This window comes from Streptomyces sp. NPDC005706 (assembly GCF_040631045.1).
Taxonomy (GTDB): Bacteria; Actinomycetota; Actinomycetes; order Streptomycetales; family Streptomycetaceae; genus Streptomyces.
The window spans coordinates 25,491-41,570 of the sequence record NZ_JBEXYS010000008.1; the positions used below are offsets into that span (position 1 = coordinate 25,491).

Annotated in this window: 12 protein-coding genes; 4 read left to right on the forward strand and 8 right to left on the reverse strand. The window is 74.6% G+C overall.

What is annotated here, in order from left to right; genetic code table 11:
* Positions 1-14: 14 nt before the first annotated feature.
* Positions 15-398 carry a BlaI/MecI/CopY family transcriptional regulator gene (locus tag ABZ478_RS16440; RefSeq protein WP_359549650.1) on the reverse strand — a complete coding sequence of 128 codons (384 nt, stop codon included), beginning with the start codon at positions 396-398 and terminating at the stop codon, positions 15-17.
* A 280-nt stretch (positions 399-678) separates the two neighbouring features.
* Here ABZ478_RS16440 and ABZ478_RS16445 point away from each other — a divergent pair, with 280 nt between their 5' ends.
* Together ABZ478_RS16445 and ABZ478_RS16450 are read left to right on the forward strand one after the other, a co-directional pair.
* The gene (locus ABZ478_RS16445) at positions 679-2,013 is read left to right on the forward strand and encodes a hypothetical protein (protein WP_359550008.1); all 1,335 of its coding nucleotides are present in this window, start codon (positions 679-681) and stop codon (positions 2,011-2,013) included.
* 113 nt (positions 2,014-2,126) lie between these two features.
* The gene (locus ABZ478_RS16450) at positions 2,127-2,615 is read left to right on the forward strand and encodes a DUF5709 domain-containing protein (RefSeq protein ID WP_359549653.1); all 489 of its coding nucleotides are present in this window, start codon (positions 2,127-2,129) and stop codon (positions 2,613-2,615) included.
* 165 nt (positions 2,616-2,780) lie between these two features.
* Here the strand turns inward: ABZ478_RS16450 and ABZ478_RS16455 are convergent, their stop codons facing one another.
* On the reverse strand, positions 2,781-2,987 hold the full coding sequence (locus ABZ478_RS16455) for a hypothetical protein (protein WP_359549655.1): 207 nt from the start codon (positions 2,985-2,987) through the stop codon (positions 2,781-2,783).
* Between the two features lie 219 nt (positions 2,988-3,206).
* Between ABZ478_RS16455 and ABZ478_RS16460 the strand changes: the two genes are divergently transcribed.
* Both ABZ478_RS16460 and ABZ478_RS16465 read left to right on the forward strand, forming a co-directional pair.
* On the forward strand, positions 3,207-5,048 hold the full coding sequence (locus ABZ478_RS16460; protein ID WP_359549657.1) for a glycoside hydrolase family 15 protein: 1,842 nt from the start codon (positions 3,207-3,209) through the stop codon (positions 5,046-5,048).
* A 120-nt stretch (positions 5,049-5,168) separates the two neighbouring features.
* Positions 5,169-5,402 carry a hypothetical protein gene (locus ABZ478_RS16465; RefSeq protein WP_358938735.1) on the forward strand — a complete coding sequence of 78 codons (234 nt, stop codon included), beginning with the start codon at positions 5,169-5,171 and terminating at the stop codon, positions 5,400-5,402.
* A gap of 70 nt (positions 5,403-5,472) precedes the next feature.
* On the opposite strand, the gene ABZ478_RS16470 is transcribed toward ABZ478_RS16465, so the two are convergent.
* The 6 genes from ABZ478_RS16470 to ABZ478_RS16495 form a co-directional block, all read right to left on the reverse strand.
* On the reverse strand, positions 5,473-8,199 hold the full coding sequence (locus ABZ478_RS16470) for a SpoIIE family protein phosphatase (protein ID WP_359549659.1): 2,727 nt from the start codon (positions 8,197-8,199) through the stop codon (positions 5,473-5,475).
* Positions 8,200-8,275: 76 nt separating this feature from the next.
* Complete coding sequence (locus ABZ478_RS16475; RefSeq protein WP_359549662.1) at positions 8,276-10,792, reverse strand: SpoIIE family protein phosphatase; 2,517 nt, start codon at positions 10,790-10,792, stop codon at positions 8,276-8,278.
* A 188-nt stretch (positions 10,793-10,980) separates the two neighbouring features.
* Positions 10,981-11,304 carry a YkvA family protein gene (locus ABZ478_RS16480; RefSeq protein ID WP_358938741.1) on the reverse strand — a complete coding sequence of 108 codons (324 nt, stop codon included), beginning with the start codon at positions 11,302-11,304 and terminating at the stop codon, positions 10,981-10,983.
* Between the two features lie 112 nt (positions 11,305-11,416).
* A complete protein-coding gene (locus tag ABZ478_RS16485) occupies positions 11,417-12,655 on the reverse strand; it encodes a hypothetical protein (protein ID WP_359549665.1) in 1,239 nt (412 codons plus the stop codon).
* A 388-nt stretch (positions 12,656-13,043) separates the two neighbouring features.
* A complete protein-coding gene (locus tag ABZ478_RS16490; protein ID WP_359549668.1) occupies positions 13,044-14,408 on the reverse strand; it encodes an FAD-dependent oxidoreductase in 1,365 nt (454 codons plus the stop codon).
* Positions 14,409-14,596: 188 nt separating this feature from the next.
* Positions 14,597-16,027, reverse strand: coding sequence for an NlpC/P60 family protein (locus ABZ478_RS16495; protein WP_359549670.1), 1,431 nt, complete (start codon positions 16,025-16,027; stop codon positions 14,597-14,599).
* Positions 16,028-16,080 lie beyond the last annotated feature (53 nt).

Below are 16,080 nucleotides of genomic sequence, written 5' to 3' on the forward strand. Positions count from 1 at the left end.
GGGCCCGCCGGGCCTCAGGTGCCGTCCGCGCTGAGCAGTTCGCGCAGCGCCCGCTCCTGTTCGGCGCTCAGACCGGTCACGAACCGCCGGAGCGCGCCGATCGGGTCGGGCCCCCGGTCCAGCGCCTCGTGCATCGCCTCGGCGGTCAGCTGAGCGGCGTCCTTCGCGGGCCGGTAAGCGCCGCGCCGGCCGTCGGCGTCCCGCAGCACCAGCCCCTTGTCGTACAGGCGTTTGAGGATGGTGTGCACCGTGTTGTAGGCGAGCGCCCCGTCGATCCCGGCCTGCACCTCCGCCGGGGTCAGCGGCCGGTCGGTGGCCCACAGCACGGCCAGCGCCGCGTGCTCCAGCTCCCCGGCGCCGCGCCGCTCCGCCCGGTCACGGGACCCTCTGCCAGCCATGCCCCAACCTTACAGCGCGTAGGGCCGTCGGCCGGACGGTCCCGCCTGCCGGGCATGTCCGGGTGGTTCGCGTTACTTTGGCCGTGTTTTGCCCGAGGGAGAGGTGACCATGGCCGACAGCGCACACGCGACACGCGAGGCGGCCCGGCGTGCGCGCACGCGCCGCGAGTCCGCCCGGCCCCGAGGGGCCCGCCCCGCCCGGCGCGCCGGCCTCGCCCCGCCGCTCGCCGCCGTCGCCGTGGCCTTCACCCTGGCCCAACTGCTGCTCGTCCGGCCCGGCATGGGCCTCGGCTGGGACGAGACGGTGTACGTCAGCCAGGTCGCCGGACACGCTCCCGCGGCCTTCTTCAGCGCGCCCCGCGCACGCGGCGTCTCCCTGCTCGTCGCGCCCGTGGCGGCCTGGTCCTCGTCCACGGTCCTGCTGCGGATCCACCTCGCCCTGCTGTCCGGCCTCGCCCTGTACCTGGCCCTGCGGGCCTGGCGCGGTCTGTTCCCGGACCGCGTCCTCGCCCTGGCCGGGGCCCTGTTCGCCTCCCTGTGGGTGACCCTGTTCTACGGCCCGCAGGCCATGCCCAACTACTGGGTGGCCGTCGGCGCCCTGGCCGCCGTCGCCTGCTTCCTGCGGGCCCGCGCGGACCACCGGGACCGGGCCGCGCTGTGGGGCCTGGCCGCGAGCGGCGCGCTGATGGCCTGGATGCGGCCGATGGACGCGGTCTGGGCCGCCCTGCCGCTGCTCGCCCTCGGCCTGCCGCGCCGCCACTGGCGGCCCCTCCTGGCCCTCCTCGCCGGGCTCGCCGCCGGCGCCCTCGAATGGGTGATCGAGGCGTACGCCGGCTACGGCGGTCTCACCCGGCGCCTGGCCGACGCGTCGGCGATCCAGGGCGGACTGGGCCTGCGCGTGGCCGTCGTCGACCAGCTCCGCAGCCTCGGCGGGCGGGCACTGTGCCGGCCCTGCACGGGGGCGCTGCCCCACCCGCTGGTCACCGCCTGGTGGTTCACGCTGCCCCTGGCCGCCGGGCTCGGCCTGGCGATCGCGGTCCGGGCCCGGCGGACCGCGCCCACCCTGCTGCCGCTCGCCTGCGGGGCGACGGCGGCCTTCCCCTACCTGTTCATGATCGGTTACGCGGCGCCCCGCTTCCTGCTCCCGGCGTACGCCCTGCTCGCGATCCCCGTCGCCGAGGCGCTGCTCCATCCGCTGACCACGCGGCCGGGGGCCCGGCGGACGATGGCCGTGACCCTCGTGGCGCTGGGTCTCGCCACCCACCTCGCCGTTCAGCTGGCCGTCCTGACCGCCGTCGTCAGCCGCACGACCGCCGCCCACCGCGAGTGGACCCGCACCGCCGCCACCCTGCACCGGCTCGGCGTCCGCCCGCCCTGTCTGCTCACCGGGGACGAGGCCATCCCGGTCGCCTACTACGCCGGCTGCGCCTCGGCGGCGACGTCCGGGCACAACGCCAACACCACGGCCTCGGCGATCGCCCGCACCGCCCGCCACACGCCCGTGGCCGCGCTGGTGCCCACGGGCTCCCGCCCACCCGGGTACGCCCGCACCTGGCCCTCCGTGCCGCTCACCGGGCAGCGCCTCTACTACGCCCTGCCGAGGACCGGCCCCTAGGGCGACGGGATCGACGGGATCGACGGGATCGACGGGATTGACGGGCGAGGTTAGGTACGCGACCTGCGGGAAACGCGGACCGGGACCGAGCGTGTGCCGAGACGGAGGCGATGATGAGCGATCAGCAGGCAGGCGGAAGCCCGATGGCGGACGACGCCTACCAGCCCACCGGGACCAATGAGGAACAGGAGGACGCCGGTCCCCTGGATCTTCAGGACGCGGTGGACGAGCGCGGCTACGACGACGTCCTCGACGAGGGCTACTCCCCGCCCGAGCGGCCCCTGGGTGTCACCAAGTACGGCACCACCGCCGCCGAGCAGCACGAGGGCGAGACGCTCGACGAGCGGCTCCGCCAGGAGGTGCCGGACGTGGAGGCACCGGTGGGCGACGCGACGGGCGACCTCCCCGGCGGCGAGGGCGAACCGGTCGACCCCGAGGCGGGCGACGCCAGAGCGGGCCGCCTGGTCGCCCCCGACGAGGGCGCCCACACCGACACCACGAAGGAGGAGGTCGCCTCCGACGTGGGGATCGACGGGGGAGCGGCCGGCGCGGAGGAGGCGGCCATGCACGTCACCGAGGAACCCGGACGCGGAGCGCCCTAGCGGGACTTGATCCCGGGCCGGCCGCGTCCGCGGCCGGCCCACGGCCGTCCGCGCCGGCTCGGCGACGCGGACACGACCCGGCGCCGGGCGGGCGCGCCCCCTCACGAGGGCGTGCCCGCCCGGCGCCTCCCCGTTGGTGTCCTGCCTGCTTCCCGGACCGCCCTGTCAGGGCAGCAGCTTCTCGATGGCCGACGGACCCTCGGTCTCCAGCTTGCGGCGCGCCCAGTCGAGGGTCGCCGGGGTGACGTCCCTGCCCGTCGCCATCACCAGGTCCTCCGGGGTCAGACCCCGGGAAGGAGCGGAGTGGAGCAGGGCGTCCGGGGTGCAGTGGTCGTCGGACGACCGGGACCCTTCGGGTGTGGATGTCGACATGATGCCTCCTCCTCGGTCCGGATGACCGCATCCGTGCCGGTGCCGCCGAACGGGGCACCCTCTCACCATTCACCGCCGCGGCGGACCCTGCATCCGGAAGGGGCCGCAGAGCGGGGTGAGGACCGCCTGCCCAGCCCGCGCCGGAGCACTCGCCCGTAAGCTGGAAATCCGCCCATACCCTGGAAAACCGCAGCGTCCCGCACCGGGGAGGCCTCAACGATGGCCGACATGCCCTTCCAGCAGGAGTCGTCCCGAAGCCCCCGCTACCTGCCGATCGCCGAGCACGGTCTCATCGGCGACCTGCGCAGTGTCGCGCTGGTCGGCACCAACGGCACGATCGACTGGTACTGCTCACCGTCCTTCGACGCCCCCAGTGTCTTCGCGTCGATCCTGGACGCCGAGCGCGGCGGCAGCTTCGAGCTGGCCGCCGCCGTACCGGGCCGCACCAAGCAGTTCTACTTCCCCGACACCAACGTCCTGATCACCCGCTTCTTCACCGAGGACGGCGTCGGCGAGGTGCAGGACTTCATGCCGGTCACCGGGGACGGGCGCGCCGCCGAGTCGGCCCGGCACCGGCTGATCCGGCGCGTGGTGTGCGTGCGCGGCACCGTCCCCTTCCGGGCCAGGGTCGCGCCCCGCTTCAACTACGGCGCCGACCCGCACACCGTGCGCAAGCTGAACGGCCTGCTGTTCTTCGAGTCCCCCGAACGCTCCCTGGCGCTCACCTCCACCGTCGTCATGGAGTGCGACGGACAGGACGCGTGGGCCGACTTCAAACTCGGCGAGGGCGAGACCGCGGTGTTCGCCCTGGACCTGGCCGGCGAGGAGGTGCCACCGCGCGGCTGCCCCCACATGGAGGCCGAGCACGAGTTCAACGCCACCGTCACCTACTGGCGGCGCTGGCTCCACCAGTCCCGCTACCGGGGCCGCTGGCGCGAGATGGTCCACCGCTCCGCGCTCACCCTCAAGCTGCTCACCTACGCCCCCACCGGCGCCATCGTCGCCGCCCCCACCACCAGCCTGCCCGAGCAGCTCGGCGGCGAGCGCAACTGGGACTACCGCTACGTATGGGTGCGCGACGCCGCCTTCGCCGTCTACGCGCTGCTGCGGCTCGGCTTCACCGGCGAGGCCGAGGCGTTCATGCGGTTCCTGACCACGCACATCAGCCCCGGCTGCGGCGACCACTCCGGGCCACTGCAGATCATGTACGGCATCGACGGCCGCACCGAGCTGCCCGAACGCGAACTCACCCACCTGGAGGGCCATCTCGGCTCCGCCCCGGTCCGGGTCGGCAACGCCGCCGCCGACCAGCTCCAGCTCGACATCTACGGCGCCCTGATCGACTCCATCTACCTCTACGACAAGTGGGCGCAGCCCATCTCCAGCGGGCAGTGGGACGACGTGTGCCACCTCGTGGCGTGGGTGTGCGACCACTGGGACCAGCCCGACGAGGGCGTGTGGGAGACCCGGGGCGGCCCCCGCAACTTCCTGTACTCGCGGCTGATGTGCTGGGTCGCCGTGGAGCGGGCCATCCGCCTGGCCAACCGGCGCGGCCTCCCCGCCGACCTGCCCCGCTGGCGCCAGTCCCGCGACACCATCTACCGGTGGATCATGGACCGCGGCTGGTCCGAGCGGCGCGGCGCCTTCGTCCAGCACGAGGACAGCGAGGTGCTCGACGCGGCCGTGCTCATGATGCCGCTCGCCAAGTTCATCGCCCCCACCGACCCCAAGTGGCTGTCCACCCTGGACGCCCTCACCGACGACCTGGTCTCCGACTCCCTCGTCTACCGCTACGACCCGCAGGCCAGCCCCGACGGGCTCCGCGGCGACGAGGGCACCTTCTCGATCTGCTCGTTCTGGTACGTCGAGGCCATGGTCCGGGCCGGACGGGTCGACGAGGCCCGGCTGGCCTTCGAGAAGATGCTCACCTACGCCAACCACCTCGGCCTGTACGCCGAGGAGATCGGCCGCACCGGCGAGCAGCAGGGCAACTTCCCGCAGGCCTTCACCCATCTGTCCCTCATCAGCGCCGCCTTCAACCTCGACCGCGTCCTCGGCTGACCCGCCCCGGCGGCACACGCGCACAGGCGGCGGATGCCGTGTGCCCGCGGACCGCACGGGTACCCGGGGGCCCTGCGAAGGGCAAGGGACTCAAGGGTCCGTCGAAGGAGGAGACCCCGCATGACCAGCACCAGTGAGACCGGCGACGTCACCGGAACCCGCGACAAGGACTACAACCTCATCTGGTACGTCGAGGCGTGCCTGAGCAACGCCCTGCGTCTGGAGCAGTACATCCAGGACGCCGACCGGGAGAAGGACAACGAGGTCGTGGAGCTGTTCCGCAAGGCCCAGTCGGACAGCCGCAAGGGCGCCGAACTGGGCAAGCAGCTGCTGCGCTCGCGGCTCGGCGGCTGACCCGGCCCCCCGCCGGGCGCGCGCCGTGCTTCGCTCGCGTGCCCGGCGGCCGCGCCGGCCGCCCCGGCCGTCAGGGCAGTGGCTGCTCCGCCCAGATGATCTTCCCGTTGGGGGTGTACCGGGTACCCCAGCGCTCGGCGAGCTGCGCGACCAGGAAGAGGCCCCGGCCGCCCTCGTCGGTGCTCGCCGCGTACCGCAGATGCGGAGAGGTGGTGCTGCCGTCGGAGACCTCGCAGATCAGCGTCCGCTCGCGCAGCAGCCGTACCCCGATAGGGGCGCGCCCGTAGCGGATGGCGTTGGTCACCAGCTCGCTGAGGATCAGCTCCGTGGTGAACGACAGCTCCTCCAGACCCCAGGATTCGAGCCGCCGGGCCACCGACGCCCGCACCTCGGCCACGGCCGCCGGATCGGACGGCACCTGCCACTCGGCGACCCGGTCCGCGCCGAGGACCCGGGTGCGCGCCACGATCAGCGCCACGTCGTCGCTGGGCCGGGCCGGGAGGACGTCCAGCACGCTCCGGCAGGTCTCCTCGGGCGCCGCGCCGGGCGCCCGGCGCAGCGCGTCGCGCAGCAGATCGAGGCCGACGTCGATGTCCCGGTCCCGGTCCTCCACCAGACCGTCGGTGTAGAGCACCAGACTGCTGCCCTCCGCCAGCTCCAGATCGACCGTCTCGAACGGCAGCCCGCCCAGGCCCAGCGGAGGACCCGCGGGCACCTCCGGGAACTCCACCTCGCCGTCCGGGCGCACGAGCACCGGCGGCGGATGCCCGGCCCGGGCGACGGTGCAGCGCCGGGACACCGGGTCGTACACCGCGTACAGACAGGTCGCGCCGGTGACCGCGGCACCGTCGGCCGGGGTCTCGTCCTGGTCGATGCGGCCCACCAGCTCGTCGAGCAGGCCGAGCAGTTCGTCGGGCGGCAGATCGAGGGCGGAGAAGTTGTGCACCGCCGTGCGCAGCCGGCCCATCGTCGCCGCCGCGTGCAGCCCGTGCCCCACGACGTCGCCCACCACCAGGGCCACCCGGGCGCCGGACAGCGGCAGTACGTCGAACCAGTCGCCGCCCACCCCGGCCTGCGCCGGCAGATAGCGGTAGGCGATCTCCAGGGCGCCCTGCTCCGGCAGGGAGCGCGGCAGCAGGCTGCGCTGCAGGGCCACCGCCATGCTGTGCTCACGGGTGTAGCGGCGGGCGTTGTCGATGGACACGGCGGCCCGCGCCACCAGCTCCTCGGCGAGGGCCAGCTCCTCGGCGTCGAACGGCTGCGGCTTCTCCGAACGCCAGAAGTTGGCCAGGCCCAGGACCAGGCTGCCCGCCCGCAGCGGCACGGTGATCAGCGAGTGGATCCCGTACGCCACGACCTGGCCGGTGCGCCGCGCGTCCTGCGCCAGCCAGCCCGGCGCCTCACGGAGCACCGGCTCCACGACGGACTGCCCCGTCGTCAGACTCCGGGCCTGCGGCGACGTCGACACGAACCGGATGCGCTCACCCAGCGGATACAGCGGGGCGTCCTCACGGATGCCGCTGAACGCCGCCCGGCGCAGCGCGGTGCCCGGCTTCGGCTCCTCGCCCTTCAGCACCGCGTCGAACAGGTCCACGGTGACGAAGTCCGCGAACCGGGGCACGGCCAGCCCGGCCAGTTCCTCCGCCGTACGGGCCACGTCCAGGCTGGTGCCGATGCCCACGCCGGCGTCGTACAGCATGTTCAGCCGCTCGCGCGCCACCTCCGCGCGGCCGGACAGGGCACGCAGCTCGGTGGAGTCGCGCAGCGTGGTGACGCTGCCCGGCGGGCCGCCGCGCAGGTCGGTGGGACGCTGGTTGATCGCCAGCAGCCGGTCCTTGACCAGATGAACCTCGTCCGTGGCGACCCGGCCGGAGGCGAGCAGCCCGGCCGTCTCGTCGTCCAGCCCCAGTTCCAGCACGTGCCGCTGCTCGGCGTCGTCCGGCAGGTCCAGCAGCCGCTGCGCCTCGTCGTTGGCGAGCAGCAGCCGGCCACCACCGCCGACGATGAGGACGCCCTCCCGGACGGAGTGCAGCACCGCGTCGTGGTGTTCGTACATCCGGGTCATCTCGTACGGTCCCAGGCCGTGCGTCTGGCGCAGCAGCCGTCTGCTGACCAGGGCCGTGCCCGCGGTGGCCAGCATCATCGCCGCCGCGGCCGCCGCGAGCAGCAGGGGAAGCTGCTGGTCGGCCGTGCCGCCCACGTGCGCGGTGGTGATGCCGGACGACACCAGGCCCACCACCTTGCCGGACCTGTCCTTGACCGGTACCACGACCTGCACCAGCGGGCCGATCGTCCCGTTGACCTCCTCGACGACCGTGCCGCCGGCGACGGCCGGCGCGATCGTCCCGACGAACTTCTTGCCGATCCGGTCCGGCTTGGGATGGGTGTACCGGGTGCCGTCGGTCGACATCACGACGACGAAGTCCACGCCGGTCGCCTTGCGGGTGGCCTCGGCACGCGGCTGCAGGACCGCGGTCGGGTCCGGGGCGCGCAGCGCGGCGGCCGTGCCGGGCGCGTTGGCGAACGACTCGGCGACGGCGAGCGAGCGGTTGCGGGCCTCCTGGTCGCTGTCGTGCCGTACCTGGAGCACCTGGGCCACCACGGCCGACACGACCAGCAGCAGCACGATCACCACTTGCAGCAGGAACACCTGCCCGGCGACGCTGCGTCCGGTCACCGCCGACCGCAGCACGCCCGGCGGTGCGCCGTTGACGCCGGGTGCCCGCTGCCTCGGTGCGCGCGGATGCCCGAAGGAACGGGGCGGCCGAGTCTCGGGCCGGCCGGGCAGTCGGACCATGAGCCCATGTCTACACTGCGCGGCCCCTGGTGGCGAGGGCGTCGGCCGAGGCGGCCGCCGCGGCGCCGCGCCGCGGTCACCGCCCCTGCGCCGGGCGCCGGGTGGCGAGCAGCAGGGCCACGTCGTCGGGCCGGGCGGAGGCGGTCCGGGCGGTGGCGGTGAGCCGGTCGGCTACCCCGGCGAGGGAGCCGCCCCGCCGTCCGACGGCCGTCCCGGCCCGTGACAGCGCCAGGGCCAGCGCGGCGATGCCGTCGTCGATGTCGGTGCCGGGCCGCTCCACCAGCCCGTCGGTGTACAGGGCGAGGACCGCCCGCGGCTCCAGCCGCAGGCCGGTCACCGGATACTGGGCCCGCGGATCCACCCCTAGGACGACACCGCCGGGAATGTCCAGCACGGTGGTCCGTCCGTCGGGGCGGCGCAGCAGCGGCGGCGGATGCCCCGCCCGGGCCGCCCGGGCCCGTCCGGTGGCCGGGTCCAGCCGGACGTAGCAGCAGCTCGCGAACTGGCCGGGGTCGAGGTCGATCAGCAGCCGGTTGGTGCCGCTCATCACCTCGTCGGGCGGCCGGTCCCCGAGCGCGAAGGCCCGCACCGCGCTGCGCAGCTGACCCATGGTGGCCGCCGCCTGCACACCGTGTCCCTGCACATCGCCGATCACCAGCGCCAGCCCGCTGCCCGCCTCCACCACGTCGTACCAGTCGCCGCCCACGTCCATGCCCTGGGTGCCGGGCAGATAGCGGCCGGCCGTCTCCACCCGGGGATGCGCCGACAGCCGCCGGGGCAGCAGGGCCTGCTGGAGCCCCCGGGCGAGCGCGGCCTCGCTGTCGTAGCGCTGGGCCCGCTCCATCGCCTGCGCGATCAGTCCGGCGAGCGCGGTGAGCACGGAACGCTCCTGCGTGTTGAAGCGGCGCGGGCGGTCGAACCCGAGGATGCAGGAGCCGACGGGCCGGCCGGAGGCGATCAGCGGAAGGAAGGCACGGGCTCCCTCTTCGGCGTCCAGGGCGAGCCCCGGGTACGTGTCCGCCAGCAGCCGCATGGACTCGAAGAACAACGGGCGCCCGGTGGTGAGGGTCTCCACGCCGGGTATGTGCTCGTCCAGGCCGACGCCGTCGAACGGGGCGAGGAAGCCCTGCGGGAAACCGGTCTCCCAGGCCAGGAACAGATGGCGGTCCTGAAGCAGGTAGATGGCCAGGCGGCGGCCGCCGAACGCGGGCAGCAGCTCCCGCATCACCACCGCTGACACCTGCCGGGCGGTGACCGCGTCGGTCAGGGCGATCGCCAGCGCGATGGGCCGGTACAGCGGGGCCAGCGAGTGATCGCCGAGCGCTGTGTCCTCCGGGGGGTGCGGCTCGCCCGGCGGTGGTCCGCCGGCCTCCGGCTCCGCCGCCGCGTCCACGTGGCTCGCCGGGACGAGCGTGCAGGTGAGGATGTCCGGGCCGGGATGGACCGTCAGCGCGAGCCAGTCACCGCCGGGGGGCCCGGCGGCAGCCCGCGGCGGGCGCCGGACGTGCACGTGCACCGGTTCGTGCGACAGCAGCACACCGCGCAGGTGGTCGTCGTACGGCGGCCCCGTCAGCCACGGCATCGCCTCCCACAGCGGACGGCCGAGGAGCGCCCGCCGCTCCCGGCCCGCCAGCCGGGCCGCGGCCGGGTTGACGTACACGACCAGCCCCATCCGGTCCAGGCAGAACACCCCCTGGGGAAGCAGATCGGCCGCGCCGTCCGCCGCCGCGGCGGGCCCCGGCTCGAAGACGATGCCGCCCACCAGCACCTTCGCGCCCGTGTCCGCCTTCGGCCACAGGTCCAGGAGCCGGAGGACACCGGCCACCGATCTGACGCTCAGCGGCTCGGGCGGCGGCTTCCCGGTGGCGGTCCCGCGCAGCGCGGCCAGGATCCGTTCCGCCTCGTCCCGCGACAGCGCGTCCGCGAGCGCCGGGCCGGTGCCCGGGGACTCGCCCGGCCGCAGCCCGAGCAGCGCGCTCAGCCGGTCGTCGGCGTCCACCGCGGAGGAGGCCGGGTCCCAGGTGAAGCGGCCCACCCGGGTCTGCGCGGGACGCGTGACGGGCGGCCGCGCGCACAGCGGGTCCCCGTCCCAGGCGAGTGCCGCCTCCTCCCCGTCCGCGAGACCGAGCAGCTCGGCGCCCAGTCCTTCGGCCAGCCGTCCGAGCAGCTCCTGGTCCAGCAGTTCGTCCACCGCGTCCGGCACCGCCGGACGCAGCACCGTGAGCACCCCGAGCGGCTCCGCCCCGCCCGGCACGGGCACGTGCACCGAGCCGAACGGGAACGGCAGCCCCGCCGCGAACTGCGGATACCGGCGCACCGTCTCCGTGGCGTCGGGCAGGACCACCGGGACGCCGAGACGGTAGGCGTCGGCCACCGGGAAGGGCCGGCCCACGTGCAGCCGCCACCAGGGCCGGAACAGCGGCCCGGGCAGTCCCACCAGCACGGCGAGGCGCAGCAGCCCCGGGGTGCTGGAGCGCAGGTAGACACCGGCCACGCGGCCGCCGGCCGCGTCGAGCGCGGCGGTCGAGGCGTCGACCAGCAGTGTGGCCAGCCGGGCCCGCGTACCGGCCGTGCGCTCGCCGCTCACCGCCATGGGTGCCTGCCTCCCGTACCGCCGCCGGGTGGATGACACAGCAAGAATGCGCCCCCCGGGCGGCGGACCGCACCTGGGCGGAGCGGAACGGGCGGGCGGGGGAGCGGCCCGCACACCCGACAGGACGCCGGCGGACACGGGCCGGTCCGCGACGGGACGCGGCGGACCGGCGTGGGACGCGCGGCCGGTCAGGACTCCTTGGTCTTCGGCGGCAGGACCCGGCCGGCCCTCGGCCCGGTACCCTCCGGCAGGACGCGGCCGGCCCGCAGGCTGCGCAGAGCGAGGAGCAGGACGGCGATGTCGTCCAGGTAGACCGGGTCCGGCAGCAGATCGGTGGGCAGCACCAGGTACACGACCGCACCCCAGAACACCCACCGCGGTCCGGTCGGCAGCCCGGCGCGCCGCAGGGTGCGCCGGGCGCGGACCAGGCGCACCAGCAGGCCGACGGCGACGGCGAGCAGCACCGCCGCGACGACGGCGCCGATCACCAGCCAGGTCGCGGTGGAATCCATGCGGCCTCCAGTCCCTCGTGACGGACGGGGCGGGCCGGTGCGGCCCCCTTCACTTCCCCTTCTCCTCCCTCTGCCCGGTCCCGGCCGCCGTATCGCGTCGCGTGCGGGTCCACTACCGCCGCTCCACCGCGCCGGCGCTGTCGGCGTGCTCGATGCCGGGGACTTCGGGAACCTCCGGGACCTCGGGGAGGCCAGGCACTCCTGGGGCTTCGGAGGGGCCCGCGGCCGGTGCCGGGCGCGGGCCCCTGGCGGTGAACCGCAGCCGTTCGAAGGTCCGCGTCAGCTGCTGGAGCGCGGCGGGCGGCCGGGCGCCGGACCGCTGCTGCTGCGGCAGTTCGGCGGGGGCGGGCGCGTCGCGGAGGGCGGCCAGCGCCTGGTGGGCCTGCTCGGCGGCCTCCCGGTACAGGTCCCGGGACTTCGTCATCGCCTCCAGCGCGTCGGCGTACATGGCGACCAGTTCCCGCTGCCGCTCCAGTTCCTCCTGGAGCGTCGTCAGGGACCAGTTCTCGCGCAGGTCCGTCAGCGCCTCCTGGGCGCCGCCCGGCAGGGGCCGGGGGAGGGCCACGAAGTGGCGCAGCGCGGCCACGAGCCCGGCCGGCTCCGAGCCGTCCAGGAAGACGGTGCGGATGCTGTGCTCCCGGCTGTCGTAGTCCTCGGGCGCCGGGTCCGGCGGCAGCAGTACGGCACCGCCTCGGGGCACCTCGACGCCGAGGTCCTTCAGCGCCCAGTTGACGGCGCGAAGCTGCTGCGGCGCGGCCCGGTGCTCCATCACGCGGTGCCGGAGCCCGGGCGGCAGCAGCCGGGCCAGGGGCAGCCTGCCCTGCTCGTCGGGGGTCATCGCCTCGTGCACGACGACATGGGCGCACCAGGAGTCACGGGCCGCTTCCTTCAGCCGGCGCCGGGTCTCCTTGTCGTCGTCGGGCAGCGGGTTGACCTGGCGGAAGCGCAGGCCCGCGACGGTGGGGTGGTGGTCCCAGTCGCCGTCGGCGCCCTCCGCCGGTCCGGCCTCTGGCCAGAACAGGCTCGCGGGGGAGGGCCACGCCTCGTCCCACGGGCGCTCCGCCTCGGCGACGAGCGTCCACTCCTGCCCCTCGGGGCGGGCGGCCCGCGGTACGAGGGTGAGCCGGGCCCGTACGGTCACGGTGCCGCCGGCCCGCCAGCGGGCTTCGAAGATCCGTTCGGGGGAGTCGCCGGGCACGGGCGGCTCGGCGAAGTCGTCGATGTCCCCGCTCTCCTTGTGCCGTCCCAGGGTGCGGCGGACGACGTCCTCAGCGGCGGGGCCGGGGTGGCGGCCCCGAGCCGCCCAGAGGGTCTGCGGGATGGTGGCGTGGTCGGTGGCGGAGTTCGACATGGGCCAATCTGCTGATGGGGGCAGGTGAGCTACCCAGTATCACCGCCGGGGGGCGGATCGCGTCGACGGGGCCCCGGGCGGCGCGCCGCGCAACCGGTGGCACGGGCGCGGAGCGCGTCACGGACGGGCCGGCGGTGGTGCGCCCGCGCGCCCGGCGTACGCCCGACGCTCCCACGCCCAGGGCACGCGCCGGTCAGCCGCGACGCACGCCGCTCACCCCAGGCGCGCGCCGATCACCCGGGGCGCGCGCCGCACGCGTCACGCGACCGCCGTTCACACGTCCCGGCGCCGTGACCGGACGCACACAATGGTGCGTCGGACGGGGCCCGCCCACCCATCCGCCAGGCCGTGTCCGGCCTAGGGGGCGGGCCCCGTCCGCCGGCGAGAGTTACGCGCCGCTCTCCCGCAGCATGTCCTCACGCTCGACGAGCTTCACGCGCGCACGGCCCTGCGGCTCGCCCAGCGCGCGCTCGGCGGCGTCCAGCTTGTACCAGCCCTCCCAGGTGGTGAAGCGGACCTCGCGCTCGGCGAGGAAGGCGTCCACGGCCTCCGGCGCCGGTGAGGCGGGGGTGTGCAGGCGGCCGTTGGCGTGGTCGTCCAGCAGGTTGGCCACGGTCTCGTTGGCGTCGCCCTTGGTGTGGCCGATGAGGCCGATGGGGCCGCGCCGGATCCAGCCGGTGACGTACGTCGACTGCAGGTGGCCGCCGCTCTCCTCGAGGACCCGGCCGCCCTGGTCCGGGACCGTGCCGGAATCCAGGTCCCAGGGCAGCTTGGGCAGCTTGTCGGAGAGGTAGCCCACCGCGCGGTACACGGCGCTGACGTCCCAGTCCTTGAACTCGCCGGTGCCCTTGACGTTCCCCGTGCCGTCGAGGGCGGTGCGCTCGGTGCGCAGCCCGACGACCCTGCCGTCCTCGCCGAGGATCTCCGCCGGGGACTCGAAGAAGTGCAGGAACAGCTTGTGCGGCCGGTCGCCCACGTCGCGGATGGCCCAGTTCTCCAGGGTCTTGGCGACCATGTCGGCCTGCTTGTTGCCGCGCCGCGTCTCGATGGAGCCCGCGTCGTAGTCGATGTCCTCGGGGTCGACGATGACCTCGATGTTGGGGGAGTGGTCCAGCTCGCGCAGCTCCATCGGGCTGAACTTCGCCTGCGCCGGGCCACGCCGGCCGAAGACGTGGATCTCCTTGGCCCGGTTCGCCTTCAGGCCGTCGTACACGTTCGGCGGGATCTCGGTGGGCAGCAGCTCGTCGGCCGTCTTGGCGAGGACGCGGGCCACGTCGAGCGCCACGTTGCCGACGCCGAGCACGGCGACCTTCTCGGCCTCCAGCGGCCAGGTGCGCGGCACGTCCGGGTGGCCGTCGTACCAGGAGACGAAGTCCGCGGCGCCGTAGGAGCCGTCCAGTTCGACGCCGGGTATGGACAGGTCGCGGTCGGCCGTGGCGCCGGTCGAGAAGATCACCGCGTCGTAGAACGCCCGGAGGTCGTCCAGGCTGATGTCGGTGGGGTAGTCGACGTTGCCGAAGAGGCGGATCTGCGGCTTGTCGAGCACCTGGTGCAGGGCGGTGATGATGCCCTTGATACGCGGGTGGTCGGGCGCCACGCCGTAGCGGATCAGGCCGAACGGGGCGGGCATCCGCTCGAAGAGGTCGATGGAGACACCGGGCTCGGCGGCCACCTCGGACTTGAGCAGGGCGTCGGCGGCGTAGATCCCGGCCGGGCCGGCTCCGACGATGGCTACCCGCAGGGGGCGCGGCATGATCAATTCCCTTCGAGCGTGAACATTCGAGCCTGAACAGGAGACTCGCTCGATCGGGAAGCCTAAGCTAAGGCAGCCCTAAGTTAGTACGCGGGTCCCGTCTATGACCTCATAAGTTGATCTTATGAGGCTTCAAGGAGCCGCTTATGTCCCTGCCCGGGCCGGGGCCGGGGTGCCCGCGAAACGGGTCAGGCGGGCCGGATCACCCGGTGGATCGCGGACTCCCCGGCGCCGTAGACCGACTCCTCGCGGATGGTGGAGCCCGGTCCCGGCGCATGGATCATCATGCCGCCGCCGATGTGCAGGCCCACGTGCCGGTCGTCGTCGAAGAACAGGACTAGGTCGCCCGGTTCGAGTCCGGCGAGGGTGACCGGTGTGCCGGCCAGGGCCTGCTCGTGCGCGGCACGCGGCAGCGTGACCCCGGCGGCCTGCCACGCGGCCCGGGTGAGGCTGGAGCAGTCGTAGGACTCCGGCCCGGTGGCCCCCCAGACACAGGGCTTGCCGATCTGCGCCCGGGCGAACGCGATGGCCCTGGCGGCGCGTGTCGTGTCGGTGGTGACGGGGGCGGGGAACGGGGTGAAGGAGCCGGTGCCGGCGGGGGCGGCCTGCTGGAACGCGCCCGTGTCCATGAGGGCGTCGGGGGTGGGCCGCATGAAGGAGCCCGTGCCGCCGAGCGGGTCGGCGAGGTCGGGTGTCACTGCCGGAGTGGGCGTGTCCGGTGTCGCCGTAGTGCCGGACGCCGCCCACCGGGGCTGCTCCCACTGATCGGTGAGCGGCTGGAACGCCGGTGCGGAGAAGGTGAGTCGGGCGGCGTGCCGGGTCAGCAGATCGCGGGCCGCGGTCAGCTTGCGGCGGTGGCTCGCCTTGGACTCGGCGGGGGAGGGGTGCCGGGGTGCCGTCCCGGAGGCGGGCAGTTCCCTCGGCATCGGCGCCGGGGCCGTCCGCGGCACGGGAAGAGTGGCGACGGGCAGTACGGCCGTCTCCGCCGGGCCGGGGCCGCTCGCGTCCGGGACGCCGGGGAGGGCCGGTTCCGCCGTACCCCATGCGGTCGGCCCGAGCGGCATCGGAGCGGACAACTCGGTCGGTATCGAGGCAAGTTCGGCGGGGCGCGCGGCCGGGAGCTCGGCGGGGCGCGCAGCCGGGAGTTCCGGACGGGCGCCCGGCACGGCGGACGTGCCCGCTTCCAGGGCGGCCCGGGGGCGGCCGTTCAGCGCCGTCGAGGGCCCGCCCGTCAGCTCGGCCACCGCCCGGTCGGAAGCCCGACCGGCTGAGCCGGGGGCCAGTTCGGGCAGCGCGACGCTCAGGGCGTCCCGGTCACCGCCGTTCGCGCGGTCCCGGGAACGGGCCGGGCCGGCCGGGGGCTCGGGCAGGCGGTCGGCGGGGAGCGCGGCCGGAACCGTGGGGCCGAGCTTGGCGCGCGCCACGTCGAACCACTGCCGGGCCACCGCGTCGAGATCCGGATCCTGACGGGGTCCGGACCTCTTGGACAGCGCGACCCCCCGGTTCCTGCCGGCCGCCGACATCGCCCGGGTGGCGTTGTAGTTCCCGGTCGCGTTCTCGGCCTGTTCGTAGAGGAAGTCGATCCGCTGCCGAACCTCGTCTCGGCCCTCCGGCACCATGGAAGACGTGCTCCTTCCTTGCCCTGCGGGGCAGTTGGGCCGATCCCGGGGTC

Excerpts from the sequence above, each read along its gene's own strand:
- ABZ478_RS16440 (WP_359549650.1), bottom strand. The coding sequence starts at position 398 with ATGGCTGGCAGAGGGTCCCGTGACCGGGCGGAGCGGCGCGGCGCCGGG.
- ABZ478_RS16445 (WP_359550008.1), top strand. The coding sequence starts at position 679 with ATGGGCCTCGGCTGGGACGAGACGGTGTACGTCAGCCAGGTCGCCGGA.
- ABZ478_RS16450 (WP_359549653.1), top strand. The coding sequence starts at position 2,127 with ATGAGCGATCAGCAGGCAGGCGGAAGCCCGATGGCGGACGACGCCTAC.
- ABZ478_RS16455 (WP_359549655.1), bottom strand. The coding sequence starts at position 2,987 with ATGTCGACATCCACACCCGAAGGGTCCCGGTCGTCCGACGACCACTGC.
- ABZ478_RS16460 (WP_359549657.1), top strand. The coding sequence starts at position 3,207 with ATGGCCGACATGCCCTTCCAGCAGGAGTCGTCCCGAAGCCCCCGCTAC.
- ABZ478_RS16465 (WP_358938735.1), top strand. The coding sequence starts at position 5,169 with ATGACCAGCACCAGTGAGACCGGCGACGTCACCGGAACCCGCGACAAG.
- ABZ478_RS16470 (WP_359549659.1), bottom strand. The coding sequence starts at position 8,199 with ATGGTCCGACTGCCCGGCCGGCCCGAGACTCGGCCGCCCCGTTCCTTC.
- ABZ478_RS16475 (WP_359549662.1), bottom strand. The coding sequence starts at position 10,792 with ATGGCGGTGAGCGGCGAGCGCACGGCCGGTACGCGGGCCCGGCTGGCC.
- ABZ478_RS16480 (WP_358938741.1), bottom strand. The coding sequence starts at position 11,304 with ATGGATTCCACCGCGACCTGGCTGGTGATCGGCGCCGTCGTCGCGGCG.
- ABZ478_RS16485 (WP_359549665.1), bottom strand. The coding sequence starts at position 12,655 with ATGTCGAACTCCGCCACCGACCACGCCACCATCCCGCAGACCCTCTGG.
- ABZ478_RS16490 (WP_359549668.1), bottom strand. The coding sequence starts at position 14,408 with ATGCCGCGCCCCCTGCGGGTAGCCATCGTCGGAGCCGGCCCGGCCGGG.
- ABZ478_RS16495 (WP_359549670.1), bottom strand. The coding sequence starts at position 16,027 with ATGGTGCCGGAGGGCCGAGACGAGGTTCGGCAGCGGATCGACTTCCTC.